The sequence below is a fragment of the Mesonia profundi genome, assembly GCF_031085155.1.
Classification (GTDB): domain Bacteria; phylum Bacteroidota; class Bacteroidia; order Flavobacteriales; family Flavobacteriaceae; genus Mesonia; species Mesonia profundi.
Map to the genome: position 1 here is coordinate 1 of NZ_JAVHUL010000040.1, position 24,705 is coordinate 24,705.

19 protein-coding genes and 1 tRNA gene are annotated in these 24,705 nt (G+C 35.5%); 4 read left to right on the top strand and 16 right to left on the bottom strand.

Annotation, left to right across the window (positions count from 1 at the left end; all coding sequences use genetic code 11):
* Window positions 1-226 precede the first annotated feature (226 nt).
* Both RBU60_RS12315 and RBU60_RS12320 read right to left on the bottom strand, forming a co-directional pair.
* Entirely contained in the window at window positions 227-1,024 is a 798-nt protein-coding gene (locus RBU60_RS12315; RefSeq protein WP_308865355.1) for a T9SS-dependent choice-of-anchor J family protein, read from the bottom strand.
* Window positions 1,025-1,187: 163 nt separating this feature from the next.
* Window positions 1,188-3,311 (bottom strand): fibronectin type III domain-containing protein, encoded by a 2,124-nt coding sequence (locus RBU60_RS12320; protein ID WP_308865356.1) that lies wholly within the window; start codon window positions 3,309-3,311, stop codon window positions 1,188-1,190.
* Between the two features lie 536 nt (window positions 3,312-3,847).
* Between RBU60_RS12320 and RBU60_RS12325 the strand changes: the two genes are divergently transcribed.
* Complete coding sequence (locus RBU60_RS12325; RefSeq protein WP_308865357.1) at window positions 3,848-4,735, top strand: formyltransferase family protein; 888 nt, start codon at window positions 3,848-3,850, stop codon at window positions 4,733-4,735.
* A gap of 85 nt (window positions 4,736-4,820) precedes the next feature.
* A complete protein-coding gene (locus RBU60_RS12330; protein WP_308865358.1) occupies window positions 4,821-5,402 on the top strand; it encodes a hypothetical protein in 582 nt (193 codons plus the stop codon).
* Window positions 5,403-5,716: 314 nt separating this feature from the next.
* Here the strand turns inward: RBU60_RS12330 and RBU60_RS12335 are convergent, their stop codons facing one another.
* The 3 genes from RBU60_RS12335 to RBU60_RS12345 all read right to left on the bottom strand — a co-directional run bounded on the left by RBU60_RS12335 (window position 5,717) and on the right by RBU60_RS12345 (window position 8,135).
* Complete coding sequence (locus RBU60_RS12335) at window positions 5,717-7,324, bottom strand: FMN-binding glutamate synthase family protein (RefSeq protein ID WP_308865359.1); 1,608 nt, start codon at window positions 7,322-7,324, stop codon at window positions 5,717-5,719.
* 171 nt (window positions 7,325-7,495) lie between these two features.
* Window positions 7,496-7,795, bottom strand: coding sequence for a cupin domain-containing protein (locus RBU60_RS12340; RefSeq protein ID WP_308865360.1), 300 nt, complete (start codon window positions 7,793-7,795; stop codon window positions 7,496-7,498).
* 267 nt (window positions 7,796-8,062) lie between these two features.
* Window positions 8,063-8,135 (bottom strand) — tRNA-Met (locus tag RBU60_RS12345).
* A 752-nt stretch (window positions 8,136-8,887) separates the two neighbouring features.
* On the opposite strand from RBU60_RS12345, the gene RBU60_RS12350 reads away from it, so the two are divergent.
* Window positions 8,888-9,049: a DUF1328 domain-containing protein gene (locus tag RBU60_RS12350; RefSeq protein ID WP_308865361.1), complete on the top strand. Its 162-nt coding sequence runs from the start codon at window positions 8,888-8,890 to the stop codon at window positions 9,047-9,049.
* A 50-nt stretch (window positions 9,050-9,099) separates the two neighbouring features.
* Here the strand turns inward: RBU60_RS12350 and RBU60_RS12355 are convergent, their stop codons facing one another.
* Both RBU60_RS12355 and RBU60_RS12360 read right to left on the bottom strand, forming a co-directional pair.
* A complete protein-coding gene (locus tag RBU60_RS12355) occupies window positions 9,100-9,279 on the bottom strand; it encodes a CPXCG motif-containing cysteine-rich protein (protein ID WP_308865362.1) in 180 nt (59 codons plus the stop codon).
* Window positions 9,280-9,419: 140 nt separating this feature from the next.
* Window positions 9,420-11,339, bottom strand: coding sequence for an ABC-F family ATP-binding cassette domain-containing protein (locus tag RBU60_RS12360; RefSeq protein WP_308865363.1), 1,920 nt, complete (start codon window positions 11,337-11,339; stop codon window positions 9,420-9,422).
* A gap of 72 nt (window positions 11,340-11,411) precedes the next feature.
* On the opposite strand from RBU60_RS12360, the gene RBU60_RS12365 reads away from it, so the two are divergent.
* The gene (locus RBU60_RS12365) at window positions 11,412-11,804 is read left to right on the top strand and encodes a DUF983 domain-containing protein (RefSeq protein WP_308865364.1); all 393 of its coding nucleotides are present in this window, start codon (window positions 11,412-11,414) and stop codon (window positions 11,802-11,804) included.
* On the opposite strand, the gene RBU60_RS12370 is transcribed toward RBU60_RS12365, so the two are convergent.
* The 9 genes from RBU60_RS12370 to RBU60_RS12410 all read right to left on the bottom strand — a co-directional run bounded on the left by RBU60_RS12370 (window position 11,771) and on the right by RBU60_RS12410 (window position 24,611).
* Complete coding sequence (locus RBU60_RS12370; protein WP_308865365.1) at window positions 11,771-12,847, bottom strand: NAD(P)/FAD-dependent oxidoreductase; 1,077 nt, start codon at window positions 12,845-12,847, stop codon at window positions 11,771-11,773. The genes RBU60_RS12365 and RBU60_RS12370 overlap by 34 nt on opposite strands.
* Window positions 12,848-12,910: 63 nt before the next feature.
* Window positions 12,911-13,858, bottom strand: a complete 948-nt coding sequence (gene porN, locus RBU60_RS12375; RefSeq protein WP_308865366.1) for a type IX secretion system ring subunit PorN/GldN — start codon at window positions 13,856-13,858, stop codon at window positions 12,911-12,913.
* A gap of 10 nt (window positions 13,859-13,868) precedes the next feature.
* Window positions 13,869-15,440: a type IX secretion system motor protein PorM/GldM gene (gene porM, locus RBU60_RS12380; RefSeq protein ID WP_308865367.1), complete on the bottom strand. Its 1,572-nt coding sequence runs from the start codon at window positions 15,438-15,440 to the stop codon at window positions 13,869-13,871.
* A gap of 34 nt (window positions 15,441-15,474) precedes the next feature.
* Window positions 15,475-16,116: a type IX secretion system motor protein PorL/GldL gene (gene porL, locus RBU60_RS12385; RefSeq protein ID WP_308865368.1), complete on the bottom strand. Its 642-nt coding sequence runs from the start codon at window positions 16,114-16,116 to the stop codon at window positions 15,475-15,477.
* 65 nt (window positions 16,117-16,181) lie between these two features.
* Entirely contained in the window at window positions 16,182-17,552 is a 1,371-nt protein-coding gene (porK, locus tag RBU60_RS12390; protein ID WP_308865369.1) for a T9SS ring complex lipoprotein PorK/GldK, read from the bottom strand.
* 115 nt (window positions 17,553-17,667) lie between these two features.
* The gene (locus RBU60_RS12395) at window positions 17,668-18,831 is read right to left on the bottom strand and encodes a formimidoylglutamase (RefSeq protein WP_308865370.1); all 1,164 of its coding nucleotides are present in this window, start codon (window positions 18,829-18,831) and stop codon (window positions 17,668-17,670) included.
* A 2-nt stretch (window positions 18,832-18,833) separates the two neighbouring features.
* Window positions 18,834-21,365 (bottom strand): type I DNA topoisomerase, encoded by a 2,532-nt coding sequence (gene topA, locus RBU60_RS12400; protein ID WP_308865371.1) that lies wholly within the window; start codon window positions 21,363-21,365, stop codon window positions 18,834-18,836.
* Between the two features lie 212 nt (window positions 21,366-21,577).
* A complete protein-coding gene (locus RBU60_RS12405) occupies window positions 21,578-23,518 on the bottom strand; it encodes a BamA/TamA family outer membrane protein (protein WP_308865372.1) in 1,941 nt (646 codons plus the stop codon).
* Window positions 23,519-23,810: 292 nt separating this feature from the next.
* Window positions 23,811-24,611 (bottom strand): LVIVD repeat-containing protein, encoded by an 801-nt coding sequence (locus RBU60_RS12410; RefSeq protein ID WP_308865373.1) that lies wholly within the window; start codon window positions 24,609-24,611, stop codon window positions 23,811-23,813.
* Window positions 24,612-24,705: the final 94 nt, after the last annotated feature.

The following is a 24,705-nucleotide window of genomic DNA, read 5'->3' on the forward strand; positions in this document are numbered from 1 at the left end:
AATATATCAATAGATTTATATTTAATAGAAACATCAATAACATAAAAATCAGTATTATTTAAAATGCACAACGGGTAATGGTTATATTAATGTACACTTAAGCGCTACAGAATTAGGAACTTTATTGGCACAAGGAAACATTGGCTCAAACTAAGTTTTGGTTCGTTTTGTTTGTGAAAAGGCTGTCTATTTATAGGCAGCCTTTTTTTATTTATAATTTTAAAAATTATTTTTTAAGCACTTTTCGGGAATACACCTGAGTGTCTGTATAGAAATTAGCAATATAAACTCCTGCCTGAAGCTGCGCTATATTTACTTCGGAAGCATTTACCTCTTTCATCAACTTTCCTTGAAGATTAAAAATTCGTATTCTTTCCACATTTTCAAGTCCTTGAATAGTTAGCAAATCTGAGGTTGGATTAGGATAAATTTTTATACTTTTTTGAGTGTACCCATCTACACTTAATTCGGTTTCTTCTATTTTAACATCATCCATACTTAAGTAAAAAATATCTGTACAATCATAATGTCTAAACACCAACTTAACCTCTTCTCCTGCAAACGAAGAAATATCTACATTTACGGTTTTTGGTGGATTGTAATAATCTGCATCTAAGGTTTCTTCAAAAACAGGGTCTTCTGTACCGGTAAAGCTTTCTTCCGCAGGAATAACATACACCGCGTAATGTTCTTGAAAAAGCTCTTCATCTTCATAGGCAGCAATTTTAAAGCTTAATTCTAAACCCGTATCTGCTGGCAAAGAAATATTGGGACTGGTTAAGGTATTATCTGGTGTAAACACATCAAAATACCAAGAAAATGACCAAACAAAACCACCTTGAAAAGATTCGACGTCCTGAGTTTCTGCATCTGCGAATTCCCATAATTCTCCATCTTCGTCTAAATCGCCTAAAGTCCAATTTTCACACGTAGTTTCGTCGTCAAAATTATCTTCAAAAACTATTTGCGCATAGCCTTCAAAAGTAAAGAACATCAATAAAATAAAGAGTGAATTTTTAATCATGATTATATGTTTTAAATTAGGAATTTGATTGTTGATTCAAAGTAACCAAATAAACCAACTACTCCAAAAAAGCTAGTCACAAAACCATAAAACGCAACCAAAAAAAAAACCGCTCAAAATTTGAGCGGCTTTAATCATTCTTAAAAAAAGTTTTCTTTATAGATTAATTTTTAACAATCTTAAACGTCTTAGTGCTCTTATGAATAGTCACTTTCATTAAATAAACACCGGCCTGTAAATGATCTGTATTTAATTGCGCTTCCAATGAATTTGGCATGTTCCTTAAAACATTTTGACCTAGCAAGTTATAAATTTCTACGTTTTCAATCTGCTTTCCTGCTTTCAATGTCAATTGATTTTTCACAGGATTTGGATAGAAAGATAAGTTTTCAAAAACTTGAGTATTCACAGAAAGTATCTCTGTTGTAAAAGCTTCAGGACCTAAAGGTTCTGAATTTCCGTCTGCACAAATCGCAATCACATACACCTCATAATCTGTCTCTGGATCAAGATTCATTAAAGTGGTAGGATTGTCTTGAGTGGTAATTGTTGTTCCTTCGGTTTCTGGATCAAATCCAGGAGCACCATAAACAATTTCCCATTCAGTTTCATTTCCAACCTGAGTCCAAGATACATCAGCAGTGGTATCGGTAACCTCAGCGACAACAAGATCACTTGGCATATCACAAAGCATTTCCAAAGTCATGAAAGCAACAGGACCATTGAAATCACTTTGATCATCTGCTTCACAAATCGCACGAACGTAAACTTCGTACTCTGTTCCTGCATCAAGATCGGTTAAGGCTGTAGGATTGTCCGTAGTGGTCATCATTGTTCCGTCTACTTCTGGATCAAATCCAGGAGCACCATAAACAACATCCCATTCAGTTTCACTTCCGCCTTCAGTCCAAGATACATTAACTGTAGTTTCGGTAATATCAGCTACAGTCAAATCACTTGGCTCTTGACAAGTTATAGGATCACCTGCGCTAACATTAACAGCGTAGTCTTCTGTTTGTCCAAATGTATAGGATCCACAAGGATCGGTTTGATGCATACTGTATCTTTTTCTTATTCTCATAACAGTTTCTCCCAAAACTGCACTGCTTGGCACAACAATATCTCCCGTTACTTGTTGGCCGTCTGTTCCATCAGAATTTTCGATAAAACCATCTATTTCATACATTTCTGCTGTTTCAAACAAACCATTTTGGTTCCAATCAATCCAAACGGTGAAGTAGGCCTCATAATTTCCATTGGTGTTTCCTTCTGCAGAAAAAACATAGGTTTCATTTACTTCTACTTCGGCTACTATATCAGTAAAATCTTCATAACCATCACTACTTGTTGATGCAGGTGAAGAGTTATCTATTCCTGCAAAAATAACACTAGTTATTGGTTCAACATTAGTGCTTGTTGCATCATCACAATAACACTGATTCGGTAGCTTTAAAGTAACTGTAATCACATCTGAAGTATCTGTTTCATTAGTATTATTACAAGTAATTTTATAGCGGTAATCTGTAGACTCTGCAATACCGCTATCAACGGTATAACTAGGAGCAGTAGCTCCATCAATATCTACCCAGTTGTTATCACCAGAGGCAGAAGATTGCCAGATTCTATCTTGTCCAAGAGCTATTTCGGATGCACCCAAAACGCTGAGATCAAATTCATTTCCTTCACAAACACTCATCTCAAGATCATCAGGGGTTCCAGCAGAAGGAGTTCCTTCGCATTCCTCAGGTATTGTAATATCGCCTGTAATGTCAATGGTGTAATCTTGCCCACCATCATTCCAGTTGGAGACAACAATATAATAGGTTTCTCCCGTAGAAACTGGCAAACCAATAATTTCGCGATCCGTACCTGTAGTGGAGGTATTGTAGCCTAATGTTAAACTAAAAGGACAACCCGTAAAAACATAAAGACTATTCCAACCTTCATCATTAACAGTTTCAATATCTATAGTACCATTACCATTAGAGGTGAAGGCATAAACAGCTTCATCCCCATCCAGGTAATAAATAGCGCCTGTCCCGTCAAAGTGACCTGTATTAGGACCCACGGGAGGGATATCACCTCCAGTATAATTACTCCCATAGTCTGATGTGTTCCCAGAATCATTAAAAGGTAATGCTGAAATTTCTATGGGATCGTCACAAGTATCGCCGGTCTGTGCCTGTGTCTGCCAAGAAAAGACAAGTCCGAAGACAGCCAAAGTCAGTAGCAGGTTCTTGCGCACCGCTTGGAGTTTAAAGGGTAAAAAATAAGTATTAATTTTCATACTAAAATGGTTTTAAGTTGGCTTACTATTTTTATCAAGAAGAATTCGATATGGATATTCGGCATTATTCCGAGATAAACATACTATTAATATTATTGTTTCACAACTTAAGACTAATACATTCAAATTAATTACGTTAAAGAAGCAACTATCTAAGTGGTTTTTGACATAAAATAGAAACGCAACTTAAAAAAATTGAGAATTCTTTATAAAGCAAAATTTAAAGATAAAACTCATCTTATTTCCATTAAGCCCTTCTTGAGTATTCTCAAATTAAAAACCCAATACTTTTATACGAACATCAAAAAACGCTTCTTCTCAGGCCAGTACTATCAAGGTGTTTTAAGATTAATTGTTTAGCTTTGAATAAACTGGAAACACCATTACAAGACACTTTATATAACACTTAGTGTTGACTGTTCTGATTTTAAATTTTGCGTATCTTTGACCTGATGTTAGCAGAATTCCGAGTTCTCAGAACTCCTATTTATACGGTTCTCAAGAAAAAATTATTTTAAAAAAATCCCCACAGAAAAATGAACCTAGTACTATTCCTTAACAAAGATCTTGAAGCTAATATTTCTTATAATTTACTTAAGCCTGAACTTTTAAAGCACAAGGTTCGAATCTATTATTCTGACAGCGTTGGAAACCCTAAAAACAAACCTTCTGATTTATTAGCGCTAGAATATTTTGAAAAAGAATTCTTTTTTAATGAACTCCCTGAATTCATAAGTAAAAATAAAATGGAAAGCTCATTTGAATTTTTTGATCAAAATTTTAGCTCATTTCCTATTGAAAAATGCGCTAATATCAATTCTAAAGAGTTTATTCAGGAAATGGAAGATTTTAATCCTGATTTATTTATTTCCATTCGTTTCGGAAAAATTTTTAAAAACGAAATTAGCCAAGTGCCCACAAAGGGTTTACTCAACCTACATTCTGCGATTCTACCAGATTATAGAGGAATTATGGGAACCTTGCATGCAATTAAGCAGGAGAAAGACACAATTGGATGCACCCTTCACACGATTCCAAATAGCGGAATTGATACTGGAGAAATAATCGAAATTGCGAAACTTGAGATTAATCGAAGTAAATCACTTTTTGGGCATATTGTTCAACTTTACCCATTGGGAACAGATCTTATTATTAAAAGCCTGAAAAAAATGGAACGTGACGGTTCCTTGGAAACTCAAGAACAAAATCTTCAACAAGGAAACTATTTCACAGTACCCACAGAAAATGATTTTGATCAAATTAAGCATTTGGGAATGGAAATCATTTCAGTAAAAGATTACCAAGATATCTTGACTGTTTTCATTTTAAAAAACTTATCTAAAATACAAAAACACCACCTGAAGGAGTGGATGATTTCTTCATTTACGGACGAAATGCACTCCTCCCGACTTTTAAAAGTATAGATTTCGTATACATTTTTCATAACTGCATTATTTTTAGTTCTTTATATTTTGTAACTTCCAAGTTAAGCTTCAAAAAAAACATATTATGAAAAAAGTACTCGTTGTTTTATTTACTTTCGGAACGCTAACCGCCTTTTGTCAGAATAAAATTTCACCCAAAGATATACAGATAAAAACCGCAGTTTTAGCCGCTCCTAAAATATATAAAGAGAACGCAACAGTGCTGGGTTACAATAAGGACGGAGAAATGATCACACTTCGTGAAGGAAACAATAAAATAATATGCCTCGCCGATGATCCAAAAAAAGATGGAATAAATGTAGCGTGTTACGCCAAAGACTTAGAGCCCTTTATGGCTCGTGGCAGAGAATTAGCTGCTCAAGGGAAAGTGGAGGAAAAGAAAGAAATCAGAAAAAAAGAAATTGATGCGGGCACCTTAAAAATGCCATCAGAACCTGCCATGCTTTATGTACTTGTAGGTGAAGAAAAGGATTTCAACCCAAAAACAGGAGAGTTAAAAAATGGAATGATTCGTTATGTTCTCTACAAGCCTTATATGACGGGAGAATCTACAGGATTGCCTACCAAGCCTCAAGCTCCAGGAATGCCGTGGTTAATGGAGGCCAACACGCATCGCTCCCATATTATGATTACCCCTGCGAAATAATCCCCTTGTTTAAATAAATATTTTTTAGACAAGACTGTCTTTGTAACTAGACAAATTCATTAGGACGGCACGAGCGGACCTTGAAAAAATAAATCTCCTAGGTATTAAGGAAATGAAGTGGTTTTTTTAAAACAGCCACAGAATGAATCAACTTCAAAAACTGTAGAAAGGTATCATAATTACTAAAGCCTCCATATATCTATGGAGGCTTTAGTAATTAATAGCAAAAACGAACTAGAGTCCCTAGTAAATCTAACTGTATCTACAAATAAACTTGCAGTAATAAAACGTTTTGTAAAAACAAGCAGAATTATCTAAACCTCGGCTTCAGGATGGATTCCCCAGCGTGTTTTATCAGCTAAGGCAAAGTCCATCTTATATTTCTCAGGAATTACTCCGTTAAGCATAGATCCTGGCTTTATAGAAGGAAAAAGCTCCTCATAGGTAATCATATCATTTAGTGAAACACGACGATATATATGTGAGCGTGTAAGGTTTTTCGATTCATCTAAACCGGTAGCTCCTAAAAGTTCAACAAAGTTTTTAATTGTTTTTTCGTGATAACTAGCCACTCGGACTTTTTTATCTTCAGGAACCAAACCTACGGTTAATTTAGGGTCTTGAGTTGTAATTCCCGTGGGACATTTATTGGTGTTACATAATAGTGCCTGAATACACCCCAAAGACAACATCATGCCGCGGGCTTGATAACACGCATCAGCTCCCAAAGCAACCGCACGTGCAATATGAAAAGCAGAAGTGATTTTACCAGAAGCTATAATTTTAATATGCTGACGTACCCCCATTCCTCTTAGGATATTATGAACAAAATCTAGACCGTCAATTAAAGGCGCACCTACATAATTACTAAATTCCGGTGGTGCAGCTCCTGTTCCGCCTTCTCCCCCATCTACAGCAATATAATCAGGGTATATATCTAATTCTACCATAGCTTGACAGATGGATATAAATTCACTTTTGTAACCAATACACAGTTTAAATCCAACGGGTTTTCCTCCAGATAGGTCTCTTAATTTTTGAATAAACTTCATCATTTCCTTTGGCGTATCAAAAGCCGAGTGGTAAGGAGGTGACATTACTTTTGTATGTGGTTCAATGTGACGAACTCTAGCGATTTCTTCAGAGTTTTTTTCTGCTGGTAAAATACCACCATGTCCTGGTTTTGCTCCTTGAGAAATTTTAAGTTCAATCATTTTTACATGAGGATGTTTCGACTTTTCGGCAAAGAGTTCTGGATTAAAGTTTCCTTCCTCTGTACGGCAACCAAAATAAGCAGTACCAATTTGCCAAATCAAATCTCCACCGTGTTTTAAATGATAATCACTCAAACCTCCTTCTCCTGTATTATGGGCGAAGTTTCCAATTTTGGCTCCTCCATTCAAAGCTTCTACGGCAGCGGCACTAAGCGCTCCAAAACTCATGGCTGAAATATTCAATATACTAGTAGAATAAGGTTGTTTACAATCTTTATTACCTATCATGATTCTCGGATCATGATCTAAAGTATCAAAAGCCTTTGGTGCAATAGAATGGCAAATCCATTCGTAGCCTTCGGCATAAAGGTCGAGTTGAGTTCCAAAAGGAATGGTATCGCGTACTCCTTTTGCCCTTTGATAGACTGTAGAACGATCCACTCGATTAAATGGGCGACCGTCAATATCTGATTCTATAAAATACTGGTACATCTTAGGACGTAAGTCCTCCAATACATAGCGAAGTCTCCCTAGTACTGGATAATTGCGCATAACAGTATGTCGCGTTTGAAAAGTATCATAATATCCTAAAACAGTAAGGATAAATACAATTCCAACAAGAACATACCAATTGGAACTTAAAAAAATGGCTAATGCTAATGATATCAACAATGAAATAGTCGATATAATATAAAATTGAATACGCATAATCGATTTATTATTAAATAATCTCAGTAAGAGTTATGAGTGATTTTTGTTTTGTGTTTATTTGAATCAGTTCTTTACAAATATTCCTTGGAAAGGCTCAAAAAATTACAATCCCAGATTGCTATCTGTTTTATCCCGTAATTATAAGTTCAACGATAAAAAACTCTGATTTTAATCAGCAAGCAATTCTATTTTATTAGTCACGGGCATTATGTGTATAGCCTCGGTATCTTTTATTATTTCTAGATAATGCTCTATTCCTCCGGGGATTATTTTTGTTTCTCCTGCTGTTAGTGTATATTCTTTGTTTTCTATTTTTAAAATAGCTTCACCTTTTAGAATTACAAGAACAGACTCTTCAACGGATAGATGTTTTGGACCTATCGTATTGGCCTCTGCTAACATTTTGAGGTTTTTAAAAACCTTTCCTTTGTTTAAAAGTTGGGTTTTTGGATTCTTTCTAACTTTCATATCTGCCTAAATTATTAGATTATATGATTACTTCTTAACACAAAAGCTAAGCTTGATTTAGCCGCTTATCTTATTATTATTTCCGCGAAAGTTACACAAATTTATCCATAGAATAAATCAGTTGAGTGTGATATCGTAAAATTGTTGATATTAATAATATTGCTAAAGTGAACTTTGAAAAAATCAAGGTCACAAATGATCTAAAACAAGTAAAAAATATAATTATAAAAAAAGCCTTCACATTTCTGTGAAGGCTTTTGTTCCTAGTAGCGGGAACCGGACTCGAACCAGTGACCTTCGGGTTATGAGCCCGACGAGCTACCTACTGCTCTATCCCGCGATTTGTGATGCAAAGATATGTTGTTTTATTCATTCTACAAAATAAGAGGGGGTAAATAATTATTATTTTATGAGTTTTAAACTTAACTTATTCAATATCCGCTTACTACCATAAAACAAAAATTCAATTCCTGCCTTAAATAAAATTATCAAAAATTCAGCAAAGCAGTTGAGAAACTAAAGGTCACGAACATTCCTAAATATACCTCAAACGTATAGCGAAAGATACATTAGAGGCAGAAAGTTCCCTTTAATTTAAAAAAGCCAACTTAAATTAAGTCTACAACAACCAAAATGTTAACTATTCCTTAAAGATTATCCTTAATTATGTTAAACTCCATACAAATACGTCTTTAAATAGTAACTAATTGCGAATTGTGTCTTAAATTTAAAGTAAAAACAAGTGAGAGCAAAAGAATTTTATTATGAGAATAAGTGTTATTTAGAGGATGTGATTATTATTCAAAAAAAGAAAGTCACTCATCGATTTTATTGTTATTTACTAAAGAACCACTACAAAGCAAGTTCTGTAAATATCAATTATCAAAAAAAATAGCTTATTTATATTTTGAACACGGAAATAAGAATGTGATTGACAAGAGGTTACTTTCAGCAAATTCTCGTGTGGTAGAAGTTCATTTTAATTCTATTGGAGCGTTGATGTTTACTTGCTTAAAAAACAATGCCAATAGAAAAGCAATATATCAACAAGTAAGAATTTAAACTTAAATACTAACCTAAAAACTAAATATTATGGTACGTTGGATTGTCATCTTTTTAATTATCGCCTTAGTTGCTGCTCTTTTCGGATTCGGAGGAATTGCAGACGGAGCTGCAGGAATTGCAAAAATAATTTTTTATATCTTTATCGTTTTACTAGTTCTTTCTTTATTATCTAGACTTTTTAGAAGATAAGAGAACTTTTACAACATTAAAAAGGCGCGAATTAAAATTTGCGCCTTTTTTTATTGATCTAATATTTCCGCCCGAAAATCTATTAAATATTCGGCTTCAAATTTTACCGTGATTTCTATGGGATTACAACACACCTCACAATCTTCAATGTAAGTTTGACTTACAGATCTATCTAACAGCATAGATATTTCTTCCCAGCAATGCGGACATTTAAAAAAGTGCTCTAACATAATAAGTAATGATTCTTTATACCAATTTAAACACGTAATGTCGTAAAAAGAAATTGAATTATTTTATGCTTCATTGAAATTAAAAATTAGCATAAAAGAAACGATTTAATTGCTATATCATCTGTTTAATTTGGTATTAATTAACTCAATTGATCTAAATCCTCCTGAACTACTTCCCACTTCTCCATAAACTTTTCCAATTCTGATTTTTTAGCTTCGTACTTTGTGAAAAATTCAGGTTGAGTGGCTAATTCTTCATAGTTACTAGCTAACTCTGCATCTATTTTTTTAATCTCTTTTTCAAGCTTATGAATACTTGCTTCTGTATTGCTTAATTTATTCTGAAGTGATTTTAACTTCTTTTGATCCTTATACGACTTCTTAGAAGACTTTTCTGGCGCTGCGCTTTCTTGCTTCTTTATTACGGTTCGCTTCTCTACTTCCCGCATGTTCTCCACATTTCTCTCTGCCAAATAATCGTCTATATCACCTAAATATTCTTTGATATGATGATTTTTAAACTCATATACATTATTGGTAAGACCTTGCAAGAAATCTCTATCGTGAGAAACCAAAATTAAGGTTCCTTCAAACTTCCGTAAAGCTTCTTTTAGAACATTCTTTGACTGAATATCTAGATGGTTGGTGGGCTCATCCATTACCAAAACATTAAACGGCTGCAGAAGCATTTTGGCCAGCGCCAAACGGTTTCTTTCCCCTCCAGATAAAACTTTCACATATTTCTCTACCTCGTCTCCTCTAAAAAGAAAAGATCCTAAAATATCTCTTACTTTACTCCTATTAGTTTCATTCGCCTCATCAATCATAGTATCGAGAACGGTTTTATTTCCGTCAAGATATTCTGCTTGATTTTGAGCGAAATAGGCAATCTTTACATTATGCCCTAATTTCATCTCCCCTTGATGCGCAATCTCTCCTACGATTATCTTGGCTAAAGTCGATTTCCCTTGTCCGTTTTGTCCTACAAAAGCAGTTTTAGTATTTCTTTCTACCAGCAGATCAATGTCTTGTAAGACGTGCTTATCACCATAGTTTTTAGTGATTTTATTGGCTTCAATCACCACTTTCCCCGGAGTAACAGATATCGGAAACTTTAAAGTCATCACGCTATTGTCATCTTCATCTACTTCTACGCGGTCAATCTTATCCAACTTCTTGATTAAAGATTGCGCCATCGACGCTTTGGAGGCTTTAGCTCTAAATTTTTCGATTAACTTTTCTGTATGCTCAATTTCTTTTTGCTGATTTTTTTGCGTTGCTAATTGCTGCTCTCTGCGTTCTTTTCTTAATACCAAGTATTTAGAATAAGGCTTATTGTAGTCGTAAATGCTTCCCAAAGAAATCTCAATAGTTCTATTGGTCACATTATCCAAAAACATTTTATCGTGAGAAACAATCACCACGCAACCCGAATAATTCTTCAGGAAATCTTCCAACCAAATGATACTTTCTATATCCAAGTGATTGGTAGGTTCATCCAAAAGTAGAATGTCGTTATTCTGAAGTAACAATTTGGCTAACTCGATTCGCATGCGCCATCCTCCAGAGAAAGTATCGGTTTGCTTATTAAAATCTTCTCGTTTAAACCCTAAACCCTGCAAAATTCTTTCGGTCTCCCCTTGATAGTTGTAACCTCCTAAAATTTCATATTGATGTTGCACGTCGTTTACATCAATCATGAGTTGATGATAAGCATCACTTTCATAATCGGTTCTTTCGGCTAAAGCATGATTAATCTTCTCGAGTTGAGATTCTAAAGTTTTAATTTCTCTAAAAGCTTGATACGCCTCGTCAAGGACCGTTTTTCCTTCATCAAAATCTATATCTTGTCTTAAAAATCCAATTTTAATATCTTTCTCATAAGCAATTTGTCCAGTATCTGGCTCAAAATCTTTTGCGAGCACTTTTAACAAGGTTGACTTTCCCGCACCATTTTTTCCTACTAGACCCACACGGTCTCCTGCGCCTAAACGAAAGGTGATTTCTTGAAAAAGGTATTCTCCTTGAAAGGAGATAGATAAATTATGAATGTTTAGCATTAATGTAACTTATGTGACTTGGTTATTCTGCAAATATCCTTATTTTTGCAATGCAATGCAATACCAATGCTTATGGAATTATTTAAGGGATCAAAAGTTTACAGTATTTTTACTGGTTATTGTCCTGTTTGCCATGGAGAAAGCATGTACAAAGAAAGCAATCCCTACAAACTAGGAAAAGTTTTCGAAATGGAAGAGCGTTGTTCTCATTGCCAAACAAAATATAAGATGGAGCCTTCTTTCTTTTTTGGCGCCATGTATGTAAGTTATGCCGTAGGAATTGCTTTTTCTACCGCCACTTTTATCATTGCCCATTATTTTCTAGGCGCAGGATTAATGGCATCCTTTTTAGCCATTGTAGCAGTTTTAATTCTATTTATGCCCATCATCATGAGGCTTTCCAGAAACATTTGGATCAACATGTTTCTTAATTATAACGAAGATGCCGCATCAAAATCGTCATAGAAACGAGATACATTAATTTCTTTCGGAATTTCTTTACCAGAAAATATTGCCGCTACTAATTGTCGAGAAAGTGTAGGAGCAAATAATATTCCCCTACTGCCAAAACCATTACAAATATATACATTTGAGTGCTTGGGGTGTTTTCCTAAGATGGGTTTTCTATCAGGTACGGTTGGTCGAATCCCCGCCTCTTGATCTATTACTTCAAAGTCACAGGTAATCATTCGCCTTAACTTTTGCTCCAATTGGGCTTTGCCATCATGGCTTGGCAAATCATCGCAATAATCCCGACTGTAAGTAGCACCGAATTTATAAATGTCATTTCCTTTTGGAACAATAAAAAAGCTACCCTTTACCATCTCCTCAAGTTGTAATCCCTTTGCCTTTATTGTAATGTATTCGCCTTTATTTCCCTGAATAGGAAGAAACTCAAAATACGGATTTTGATTTACAGAAGCTCCCTCGCAAAATATAATGTGATTGGCGGAATAATCTTTATACTGAACCCTATTATTATCTAGAATTAACTGATTATATTGAAATGAAGCGTCTAAAAACCAATCTTTTTCTTTTAAATAACGTTCATAAGCTTTTAGAAGTTTGGAGGTTTCTAAAAGGGCTGTGTGTTTGGTCACTCCCATTTTATAAGGAGCGTTAAGAGATGGATTGGTATTCGATTTTAAATCTTCCCTTAAAAAATAATCCAATACCGGTTTCCCTAATGCCGAAAACCAATCATTTTGTTCTTTAGCGGATTTGAAAATTCTTAGGATCGACTTTTCAGAAAATAAATTTTCTTGAAACTGCTCTTGAAGCTGCTGATAAAATGGAACCGCGTTTTCATAAAGCTCTTGAGAGTTCCAAGCCAAATTAAATTTCTTAAGCACGACAGGATTAAAAACTCCGCCTGCTACTTTTGAAGCATTAGATCCCGCTTCAGAAATAATTAATATCTTTTTATTATTCTCCTCTAATCTTTTGGACACAGATAATCCCGAAAGACCAAAACCAACTACAATAGCATCAAAATGTGTTCTAGACATAGTTTAAGCGATAAAAAAAGCACCCAATTTAGGTGCTTTTATAGTTTTTATGTATGAAAAATACTAGTAATTCCACATATCAGATTCAAAGTTTCTGATGGTTTCCTTAATCCGGTTAGATTCTAACAATTGCATTAAAGAGTTTTCCACTTTATACTGATCGATTTCTCTATCACCATATACGTTATCTTCTTTATAAATTACAGCATCAAACCTTCTAGAGTTCAATAAATGGTCAAAAGTAATAGGCTGAGAAGTATTCTGAGCATTAAAAACTTTAGCTTTATGCAAAGCAGATCTTAACTCAGGATAAAATACCCAAAACATTTCTACAGGCTCCGATAAAGCCTTACGCTGCTCGTCGCTCATTTGAGTTCCGCTAAGCGAAGCTACTTGAAGTTCTGCTTTTAGTGAAGCTGATAATGCCATAGGAGCAATTCCTATAAGTCTATACCTAAGCTCCCCTTGTCTTTTATCAAAATACCAATATCCTTTAATACGGTAACCTTTCACATCTTCAGGTTTAAGTTCAGATTCTACGATCTCCCCCATACCTAATTGTAATTCTTCTTCAGGCACACCTTCATTCATTCGTTGCTGACCAATATCAGTAATTCTCTTCATTCTAAAGTTATCCTGAATTTCTGCAGTAGTCAACTTATTCATAAAGTAAGAATCTCTATAGATGTTAACGCTATCTTGCTCAATAGCCTCTTGAATCACATTAAATAGAGGTTTTCTTGTAGGTGTTTCACGTAATGGAAATAACAAAGGAAAATTTACTCTTTGGTTCAAGTCGATATATTCCCAAGTCGTTTTCGCCCAAAGAATATCCCTATCATCGATATATCCATATTCTAAAGGTTCATCGTTATCACTCTTTATTTGAGCTTCGGTTTTTATACCGATGCTATCAACAGTCTTGGCGTTTAAAAGGTTTGATTGAGCATTTACACTTATAAAACATAAGGTAAACACAACTACCAAAGAATAAATTTTTCTATTTTTCATAAATTATTTTTTAATCTGTAAGTTCTAGAAAGACTGGAGAAATATTAGGCAAGGTGTAAGAAGAATTCCCAGCAATCTTCGCCTTAATATTAAACAAAGTCACTACCGCACCTCTTGGCGCTCCATTTAACGCAGCTTTCGCAGCTCCGTTCAACTTATTGCCATTCACAGTAACTGGAGGTTTCCCTTGAACTTGAAATTGAAAACTTACTACATTAAGACTCAAGTCGAATACGAAGTCTGGTAACTTAGCACTTACTTGTGCTACAGCTGCAGTATTTCTAGGCATTCTAATTGCTCCGCCAGAAGCATCTCTACCAGCTACATTACCAATAGGTCTTGGAATTTCCTTAATACGGAATACTTTGCTATCGCTAACAGAAGTCCCATCAGGTAATTTTCCAGAAACATTAATTTTCACTTCTTTCGCTTTGATATTGGTTACATCCATTACATACTTAGAGTTTCCTCCTGCACTAGATAAACCAGGACCATTTGCACTCACTGAAGGCACTCCAGGAATAGAAATTGTCATTGGGTTTTTAACTCCACGGTATACAACATTCATTTTATCTGCAGAGATCACAGCCGAGTTAGGCTTAGGAATTACTGCATAAGAAGTGTTGAATGGCAAGTCTACAATAGAATCACCTTCTTTAAATTGAAGCATTCCATTAATTTCTTGTTGCCCCACATTCCCCGCAGCAAAATCAAGCTTTACGGATCCCGTACCAGGGTTATCCATTTCAGTATCATTAATAATCACTTTATCAAAACTCAATGAGTTATCAAAACGACCTAATACTACTTTACCTGTAAAGTTTTCTCCACTAAAGAAAGCTGTCTTATCTGGTATAACAATTGCTTGATAGTTACTCATAGATAACTGACTTGTCTGCTCACCTTGCATCATTGCCGATAACAATTGATTTTCAACTGTTTTGACATCGTTTTGCATTTGCGTTAAGTTAGTCAACGAAGCAACGATTGGGAAACCTACAAATTTATAGTTAATCCAAGGTTTTTTAATCCCTTCGGCAGTTTCTACGTCTTCTGTATTAAATTTATCTTGAACAGTATTTTCAATACTTCTATACTGCTTTCCATCAAGACCTTTCAATATTTCAGTCATTTTTTGACGATACGCTGCAATCTGATCAACAAATTCCTGACCATCTTTAGTTACCTTACTTTGATAGAAAAGCTCATCAAAGTAATCGGTTTTATCCATACTTTCATAATTGTACAGCCCTTCTTCATTCTTATAATCACCAGATTCTATAGCACCTTGCTTTAGATTTGCGATATAGTTATTCAAATCTCTTGAAATAGCTTCTACCTTCTGCGCATCTTCTTGCAATTTCTTGTATTGCTCCGGTTGTTCAGTTGCTTTTTCAGCTAATCCAGCCATAAAGGCTTGATTACTTTCTCCAGCATACTGGTTTGCTTCTTCTAAGCTTACGTTAATCATCCCAAAAGCCGTAAGTACTTCTTTCGACATATTTAGAGCCATCATCGCGATGAATACTAAATACATCAAGTTAATCATCTTCTGCCTTGGGGTTTGTTTTCCTCCTGCCATATCTTAAATTTTTTGTATTATTAATTAATATGAACTAGGCTCTTGGACGCATAGCTGTTAACATTCCTCCATATACTCCGTTTAAAGAAGATAAGTTTGAAGTTAAGCTCTCCATTTCTGTTTTTAATTTTACTGCATTATCTGCAACAGCTTGATTTACTTCTGCTTGCTTAGATGCAGACTCAACCTGTACTTTATATAAGTTATTTAAAGACTCCATTTGAGTAGCTGCTAAAGTCATCTCTTCACTATATTTCTTTTGAGAAGCCATAGAATCAACAGTTGGACCCATATTTTTTGCAGCACCTTCAAAGTTTTTAATGCTATCTCCTAAGCTACTCATTAATGCGCCATCAATTTTTGCTTCTTTAAGCATAGAGTCTAATTTTTTAGAAAGAGAGTCTTCAACTTCTGTTGCATTAGCTTGACCTTTCATAGATCTTGTTGCAGCACTTCCTGCTAATTCAGGGTATACTAAAGACCAGTCTAATTCATCATCTACAGGTTCAAATGCAGATACAGTAAACACTAAGGCTTCAGTTACAAGACCTAAGATTAACATTTCGTTACCAAAGGGCCAGTGCATAATTTTAAATAATGCTCCTAAGATTACAATTGCTGCACCTAGACCGTACACCATATTCATAATTTTCTTTCCGTTCTTCGAATTTGCCATAATTTAAGTTTTAAAGTTAAGTTTAGTTGTTTTAAGTTAAGTTAATTGTATTTGAGATAAAATTTTTATTGTGGGGGTTGGTTTAAGTCTAAATCATTAGACGAGTAATCTTGTACGGTTCTAAAACCGATGTAACTTCTTGAAGAATCCGCATACTCATAATCACGAGAACTTACTTGTAAGAAATAAGCAACATCTTTCCAAGAGCCTCCTCTTACCACTTTACGCGCGTTTTCTGGATCATTTACGTTAGGGTTCATAGAAGAATAGTACTCATAAGATGCAGCGTCGTAAGATGAGTTTACCCATTCTGCTACGTTACCAGACATATTATATAAGTTATAATCGTTAGGCTCGTAGGATTCAGCCTCAACCGTATACAAAGCTTGATCTGCCGCATAATCTCCACGCAAAGGCTTAAAATTTGCTAAGAAACAACCTCTATCATTTTTAGTGTAAGGCCCTCCCCAAGGATAAGTCGCTGACTCTAAACCACCTCTTGCCGCATACTCCCATTCCGCTTCAGATGGTAACCTATACTGTCTTACTCTTTGTTTTCCTTTTTCTACTTTATATCCATTATGAAGAAGCGTTCTCCAATCACAAAAAGCTTTTGCTTGTTGCCAAGAAACTCCTACTACAGGATAATCATCATAAGCTGCGTGCCAGAAGTAATCATTATGCATTGGCTCATTATAAGAATAATTAAAATCCTTAACCCATACCGTAGTATCTGGATACACTTCTACTTCTTCCGTTTTAATAAAACTAGCTCTATCTCCGTTAGACCTTGCAGCCGCTTCGATATCCATATACTTGTAGTTATATTTAAATTGAGTCACATCCATAAGACGCTGCCCATTATAAGACTGCTCCATAGGAAGATAAATCTCATCCATTACATACACATAAGACTCATCTGGATAATCTGCTGCTTCCCAAATCAATTCTGGCTTCCAATTTAAACGTTGGTTATTTGGATCGTAGTGTTTTGAATATTGTTGATACGGAGTTTCCGTGTCATCATTTTCACTAGAAGAACCTTTAAATGCAAAGTCATTAATAGATCCACCTTTACCTCCACCGCCTTGACTACCGTCTCCGCCTCCTGCAATTTCCGCTTCTTCCGCTAAACGTTGTCTTACGATTGAATCACGTGTCCAATTTACAAACTGTCGATATTCAGAATTGGTGATTTCAGTCTCATCCATATAGAAAGAACGTACCGTAACCGTTTTGGTAGGTGCATTGCTTAACCCAGCAAGATCGTCGTCAGATTTACCCATGATAAATGACCCCCCAGGAACAGTAGTCATACCGTAAGGCTTCTCTGGATGCCATTTTTTACCTTTAACACCGACTAATTGACCTTGAGTTCCTCCTCCACAACTTGCTAAAAAAGAGACTAGGGCAACAATTGAAAAAATTTTCTTCATAACTATATTAGGTTAAGATGATCTAAATTTAAGGGCGTAAACCTATCTAATAATTTTCAAAAAAACAATTTTTTATTTAAAAAATCGTTAAAATTTGGATTAAATCCTTAAAAATTTATAACTCATTTTTCCTTCTCGCTTTCCACCAGCGCTCAGGAATGTTTTGATTACAAGCTTCCTCGTAATCTTGGTATGTACAAGGCAATAACGTATGTTCTTCTAATTTATTGTTAAATTTCGAGGAATAAGGGATCTCAATCCACCATCTTCCTGAAAAATTACTTTTATAGAAAATTAAAACATCATTATCAACGGGCACTTGATACTTTAAGAAGTTTTCTTTAGAAGCTAAGCTATTTTCGTTTTTTCTATAAGTAACCCCTTCTAAAAAATACCATAAAATTTGGGACACCAACTTAGCACTATTTTTTGGATTCTCCAAATGATCTAGATGATACAACCCAAAACTACTCAACTCGTCACTTATTCCTGCATACCTCGCGATAGCACATATCTCCCTACCATTAAACCCATTAGGTAATAAATCCTCACCCCCTAACACTCCTGCTTCTACAGAAGTAATATCTATCGTTGCCATATTTGCATTACGGAAAACTGGCTCTACAATAGAAACATCTTGAGCTACTTCTCCTAAACGATAAGCATCAAAATACAGCTTCTCTAACAGGCCTATTTCGTCCTGGGAGTTAAAGTAGGTTTGATAACCTAAGTTTGAATAATTAAACAGATTATAAGGCTCATTAACTACCATTTTCCCCACAAAAGAGGTGGGAGTGATGGCTTCTTCCGTATTTCCTAAATCGAATCGAGAATCTACATTTACGTAATTAACCATAGAACCATAGTCGTCATAGGCTCTATATTGTGCATAAGCTAGGTCTTGACTTCCGCCAAGAATAACAGGAATCACATTTTGTTTTAACAGCTCGAAAACTACCGATTTTACAGCAAAATAGGTATCCTCCACGCTATCACCCAACATAATATCACCTAAATCGGCGATTTGTATGCCCCAATTACCAGCATGTAGCTGATAGAACTCTTTACGGATCGCGGTAAAGTCAAAATAAGCATGAGGAGCCTTGGGATCTTTTCTATTTTCAACCACTCCAAAAATGGCTATTTGTACTTGTTCTAAATTTGGAAAACCTTCTCCCTCTATATAGACTCGGATTTGATTCCCCAATAAGGAAGGTGATTTTTCTAAAGATTCTAAGAAGCCTTCGAGAGCTAAGGGTTTAAAAAAATCAATATTCATACTTACTTTTTAGTTTTTTTGGTGGTCGTTTTTTTCTTTGTCGTAGTTTTTTTCTTTGCTGGAGCTTTCTTTTTGGTCGCTTTCTTCTTTGGCGCCTTTTTATCAATCATTTCTTTTACCTCATCAAGCGTTAAAGCAGCAGCATCTGTCGTTTTAGGCAATTCTATCTTCGTCTTACCTTTAGTTACTTTAAAACGCCCCCAACGAGCTTTCTCTACACGAATCCCCTCGTCTTCCCAATTGTGAATTACTTTATCTCGCTCTTTTTTCTTTTTATCCTCTATAAGTTCGACAATATCATCTTCTGATAAATTATCGAAGTCATATTTTTTATTAACATTAATAAAGATGCTGTTCCATTTTAAATAAGGCCCAAATCTTCCTACACCTTTTTGCACGCCCATTCCTTCATATTCATAAATGGGTGCATCTGCTATTTCTTTGGCTTTAATCAATTCCATCGCTCTATCAAAAGAAACATCCAAAGGATCTTCTCCTTTATCTAGAGACACATATTTTTTTCCGTAACGTACATAAGGTCCGTAGCGCCCATTATTCACTTCTACTAACTCTCCTTCGTATTCTCCTACTTCTTTTGGAAGTTTAAACAAATCCATCGCCTGCTCATAGGTAATATTCCCCAAAGTTTGTTCTGGCCCTAAGCTAGCAAATTGAGGTTTTTCTTCATCCTCTACGCTTCCTATTTGAACCATAGGTCCAAATTTTCCTAACCTAGCACTTACGGGTTTTCCTGTTTTAGGATCTTTTCCTAAGACACGCTCTCCAACTTCACGTTCGGCATTTTCGGCGACATCTTTTACCGTGGGATGAAATTCGTTATAAAACTCACTCATCATCTCGGTCCACTTCTCATTTCCTTCAGCAATATCATCAAAATCTTGCTCTACTTTTGCCGTAAAATTATAATCCAACACATTGCTAAAGTGTTGTACCAAGAAATCGTTCACTACCATACCTACATCGGTTGGAATCAACTTTCCTTTATCACTACCCACCATTTCCGTTAAGGTCTTTTCAACAATCTTATCCGCTTTAAGCTTAAATTTTAAATATTCTCGCTCTTTTCCGTCCACGGAACCTTTATCTACATAATTCCGGTTTTGAATCGTAGAAATGGTTGGTGCGTAAGTAGAAGGTCTTCCAATTCCTAACTCTTCCAACTTTTTCACCAAAGAAGCTTCGGTGTAGCGCGATGGCGGTCTGGTAAAACGCTCGGTTGCATTAATGTAATTATTGGTTAACGTATCGCCATTACTCATCGCAGGAAGCAAACCTGCCTGCTCTTCCTCTTCATCATCTTTTCCTTCTAGGTACACTTTTAAGAACCCGTCAAACTTAAGTATCTCTCCGTTTGCCGTAAATTGCTTCGTATGCTTATCGGCGTCAATCTTCACATTGGTTCGCTCTAATTGCGCATCGCTCATTTGTGAAGCAATAGCTCTTTTCCAAATCAATTCATACAACCGCTGCTGGTCTCTTTCTGCAGGGACGCTATGGTTTTCAAAATGCGTAGGTCGAATCGCTTCGTGCGCTTCTTGAGCCCCTTTAGATTTTCCTTTATAATTTCTCGCATTCAGGTATTTCTCTCCGTAAGCGGAATTGATTTCGTGTGCGGCGCCTTTTTTAGCTTCATCGGAAAGGTTGACACTATCGGTTCTCATATAGGTGATATGACCCGCTTCATATAAGCGTTGCGCCATATTCATGGTTTTACTCACCGAAAAATATAATTTCCTTGCTGCTTCTTGTTGCAAGGTAGAAGTGGTAAATGGCGGCGCTGGACTTTTCTTCGCTGGCTTTTTGGTAAGATCTGCCACCTTAAAGTTGGCGCCTATATTTTCTTTTAAGAAAGCTTCTGCCTTTTCTTTACTCGGAAAGTTCTTAGGAATTTTAGCCTTAAAACTTTTTCCATCTGAAGTAGAAAATTCAGCATCTATCCTAAAAGAAGCTTCGGTTGTAAAATCGAGTACTTCGCGTTCACGCTCCACAATTAATCGTACAGAAACCGATTGCACTCTTCCTGCCGACAAGCCTCCTTTTACTTTTCTCCACAATACAGGAGAAAGCTCATATCCTACCAAACGGTCTAATATTCGTCTTGCTTGTTGGGCGTTTACTAAATTATAATCTATTTCTCTAGGATTCTCAATCGCTTTGAGTATGGCATTTTTGGTAATCTCATGAAAAACAATACGTCTAGTCTTGCTTTTATCCAATTTCAATTCCTCTGCCAAATGCCAAGCAATAGCTTCTCCTTCCCGGTCTTCATCACTTGCCAACCAAACCAGCTCAGAGCTATCTGCCAGTTTCTTTAATTTCCTAACAATGTCTTTTTTGTCCTTACTGACTACATATTTAGGTTTAAAATCTTTCTCTACATCTACCCCTAATTCTTTGGTAGGAAGATCTGCAATATGCCCAAAGCTAGACTCCACCTTATAATCTTTTCCTAAAAACTTTTCGATGGTTTTCGCCTTTGCAGGGGACTCCACAATCACTAAATTCTTCGCCATAATAGTTGTTTTTCGAATTGCAAAAGTATATGAAATTTTTAAAATGAAGCTTTTTCTTTTGACTTCATTAAATTTCAGCATGCTAAGAAAGTCTTTTTAAAGCCTACCTTTTCACTCATTAGCAGCTGCAATCATAGTGAAAAATTATTAATTCTTCACAGCGCTCGGTAAAAACGAGTGCCTAATATAAAGTAACGAGCTATTAAAAAAACCTACTCGAAAATTACTTGTTGGGGTTCTCCCAAACGAAAATCTTGAAATCCAAAGTCCTCCCTTCTAAAGCTATTGGTATTGATAATGTTATTTCCTTCTCCCGGCATTGTTGGATAATAAGAAAATGAAATCTGAAAAGAATCGAAAACCAAGTAATCATTACGAATAATTATACCTGCTCCAAAAGACGAAAATATTTCATTATTGGCGTAACTATTGTCATATCCTTCTAGAACCCCAAAGCTAGCATGCACAAAAGGATTAAAACGGAATCCCCAAAAATTCCAAGGAGAGTAGAATTGAGTTTGCAGATCAACCATATATTTTCGTGTGCCGTTTGCCAGACTTTCAAAGCCATGAATATTGCCGTTATCATAATCTATATACTTATATCTCCTTCCATAATTCAGATAGCCGTAACTGTTAACACCTTTAAAATAAGGGTTTTCATTAAGTCCAATGCGATCTATTTCAGAATCTAATCTATTAAATCCCAAAACTAATTGTGGTTTTACAAATTGTCGCATTTTCCACCCTCTCCCCAAGTCTAGAAGGTTACTAAAATAATTCCCCTTTAAACTTAAGGTAGTTTGCTCTGTACGAGAGCCGTTAAAAAAAGTCCCTAATTCAAGATTAGCACTTAAGAAACCCCAATTAGAATAATCCCCATAAGAGGCTCGTAATCCTGAATAAAGACGATTTTTATGATTTTTTCTTTGAACACCTGCCGTCAAAGAAAAGAGAGTTCCAATAGGCACATCTTCGGTTTCACCATCTCTAAAAATATAGTGATCCTTAACGAATTGCCTAGAAGAAATACCAACACTGGCTAGATAAAAACGTTCATCTGAAAAATAGCGGATACTGTCATAGGCTACCGCTGGTCCTTCACTATAATTCAGAAAAAAAGAACGCAAGCCTACCACCAGATTGGTCGTACGCTCCTCCTCGGAGTTTCCTTTTAATAACGGAAAAGCGTAAGCTCCCCAATAATTTTGGTACAGGTATTTAAAATCCTGATTGGTATATACAGAACTATCCTTAGGAAAGGGCCGTCCTAGAAAACGTTCTTGAATAAATGCTCCTCCAGCCCAACGTGCTAATGGAGAATAAAATTCCCGATTGATCGCAACAAAATGATCATAATACTGATTTAAATCAAAGGCATATTTCCCTGTAATATCTATAAATGTGTTTTGAATATTAGGAACCGTATATACAGTCTCAAAGCCAGTACTTCCATCGGAAAGACGCTTAGAGTATTTCATACTCACGCGGTGTCCCGTTCCTGCAAAATTGCGCTCGCGCAAACCTAATTTTGTTCGGGTACCCGAAAAGCTTCCCTTCGGAATTAGACTCCAAGAGTCTAAAACCTCAACCACCAGATCTAAAGAATCTTTAGAACCTTCTATGGGTTTCGGAATAATCCTCACTTTACGAATATAATTTTGCTTCCTTAGAAGTCGGGCGGTTTCTTGAATTAATAAGGTATCTATGGTCTCTCCCTCGTTAAATAATATAAATTTCTTAACCGTCCCATCATTAGTCTTGACATGAATATTATTACCTGTTTTCTCGAACCAGTTGCGAGGATCGGGCATCGTATCATTGGGAGAATAACCAAAAGGATCGTGACTACGAATCACAATATTCCGAATTACTTTACCAGCATGAGGTATGTAATCGGGGAGATTTTGCTGGTCTTCTTCATTACGGGATTTACGCTTAGTATGCCGAAAAATCCATTTATGGACCATTTTGGTAAACTTTCTCTTCTTGGAATAATTCTTTATATTTTGGTATAAAATTAGGCTATCCTGAACCCTTATCTTTTGAACGACAGAATCTTGAGCAATGCTATCACCTACAGTTTTTTTATCCTGTGCGTAACTCTTCATACCAAGAGCCAAGGTTAATAAAATGAGTATAAGTTTCTTCAAGATTTAATTTCTACAAATTCAAGCTTATCTTCTTTTAAAACGCAAAGTACGTTAAGAATTACTTCAGAAAATAGTTGGGGTAAAAGTAAGTCAAGATAAAATTTAATGAAAAGAATAAGTCCATTAATAATTAAGAATTTTTATGGCCTAAAACCTTAAAGAAACGCAAGAATGCATGAAGTCCATAGCCTTCGAACAGATTTGCCTTAAAAGTGCCACCTGCAGATCTCGGAGTATTCTAATTTCCGAAAAGATTGAAATAAGAAAGAATCAAAAGAAATAAAAAACACAATTAATTCATATTAAAAGTGCTCAGCAATTCTATTCCAGTTTCTGAATATTTATACTGAAATAACCGATTTCCACCTACCATTAACAAGACTTCTTCTAACGGAATCACATCAAAGGTTTCTATATTTTCAAAATGATCTATTAACGTAAGCTGCGGCGTATTGGTCGTATCATAAACTTTTAGTCCAAAACTACCATCGCACACAAACAAGAAATTATCTTTAATACCCAAACCATAAGGCTCTTGCATTTCATAAATGTTGGCACGAAACGGATTCGTTTTATCTGAAATATCAATTACTTCTAACTGACTCAAATTTTGCCCGCATAAATTACCTCCTCTTATGGTTACATAAGCCATATCACCCTGAACAACCGCGGGATCGCAACCCATAATGTGATTAATTTCTGATACGTAAGTTGGATTGGTAGCGTTGTCTATGTTATAAATATACATTCCGCCAGCGCTACCTAAATAAAGGTAATTATCTAAGCTAAAAATGGTTTCAATATCCCAACCTACATTTTCAGAATTCACCTCTACCGCATTTTCTGGATTTACAATATCAAAAATATGCATTTCAGTTTGGGTAACGGTATAAAGATAACCTTTCACGATACTGAATCTAGCCAAAGAACCGCCCGTACCCGAAGAAAAATCGGCACTTTCGTTTACCATAATATCGGTTTGAACTTCTATATAATCTGTTCTTAAAGAATATCCTACCACCACTTCTTCAGAGAAATCTACATTCTCATAATCTGCATAATCTGCTTCTGCAGGAATTGGTAGGTAAGTCAACTCGAAAACATTTTCTATAACCCGTTGTGCATTTTAAATAATACTGATTTTTATGTTATTGATGTTTCTATTAAATATAAATCTATTGATATAT

Coding starts and splice junctions, on each gene's coding strand:
- RBU60_RS12315 (WP_308865355.1), bottom strand. CDS start 1,024: ATGATTAAAAATTCACTCTTTATTTTATTGATGTTCTTTACTTTTGAA.
- RBU60_RS12320 (WP_308865356.1), bottom strand. CDS start 3,311: ATGAAAATTAATACTTATTTTTTACCCTTTAAACTCCAAGCGGTGCGC.
- RBU60_RS12325 (WP_308865357.1), top strand. CDS start 3,848: ATGAACCTAGTACTATTCCTTAACAAAGATCTTGAAGCTAATATTTCT.
- RBU60_RS12330 (WP_308865358.1), top strand. CDS start 4,821: ATGAAAAAAGTACTCGTTGTTTTATTTACTTTCGGAACGCTAACCGCC.
- RBU60_RS12335 (WP_308865359.1), bottom strand. CDS start 7,324: ATGCGTATTCAATTTTATATTATATCGACTATTTCATTGTTGATATCA.
- RBU60_RS12340 (WP_308865360.1), bottom strand. CDS start 7,795: ATGAAAGTTAGAAAGAATCCAAAAACCCAACTTTTAAACAAAGGAAAG.
- RBU60_RS12350 (WP_308865361.1), top strand. CDS start 8,888: ATGGTACGTTGGATTGTCATCTTTTTAATTATCGCCTTAGTTGCTGCT.
- RBU60_RS12355 (WP_308865362.1), bottom strand. CDS start 9,279: ATGTTAGAGCACTTTTTTAAATGTCCGCATTGCTGGGAAGAAATATCT.
- RBU60_RS12360 (WP_308865363.1), bottom strand. CDS start 11,339: ATGCTAAACATTCATAATTTATCTATCTCCTTTCAAGGAGAATACCTT.
- RBU60_RS12365 (WP_308865364.1), top strand. CDS start 11,412: ATGGAATTATTTAAGGGATCAAAAGTTTACAGTATTTTTACTGGTTAT.
- RBU60_RS12370 (WP_308865365.1), bottom strand. CDS start 12,847: ATGTCTAGAACACATTTTGATGCTATTGTAGTTGGTTTTGGTCTTTCG.
- porN (WP_308865366.1), bottom strand. CDS start 13,858: ATGAAAAATAGAAAAATTTATTCTTTGGTAGTTGTGTTTACCTTATGT.
- porM (WP_308865367.1), bottom strand. CDS start 15,440: ATGGCAGGAGGAAAACAAACCCCAAGGCAGAAGATGATTAACTTGATG.
- porL (WP_308865368.1), bottom strand. CDS start 16,116: ATGGCAAATTCGAAGAACGGAAAGAAAATTATGAATATGGTGTACGGT.
- porK (WP_308865369.1), bottom strand. CDS start 17,552: ATGAAGAAAATTTTTTCAATTGTTGCCCTAGTCTCTTTTTTAGCAAGT.
- RBU60_RS12395 (WP_308865370.1), bottom strand. CDS start 18,831: ATGAATATTGATTTTTTTAAACCCTTAGCTCTCGAAGGCTTCTTAGAA.
- topA (WP_308865371.1), bottom strand. CDS start 21,365: ATGGCGAAGAATTTAGTGATTGTGGAGTCCCCTGCAAAGGCGAAAACC.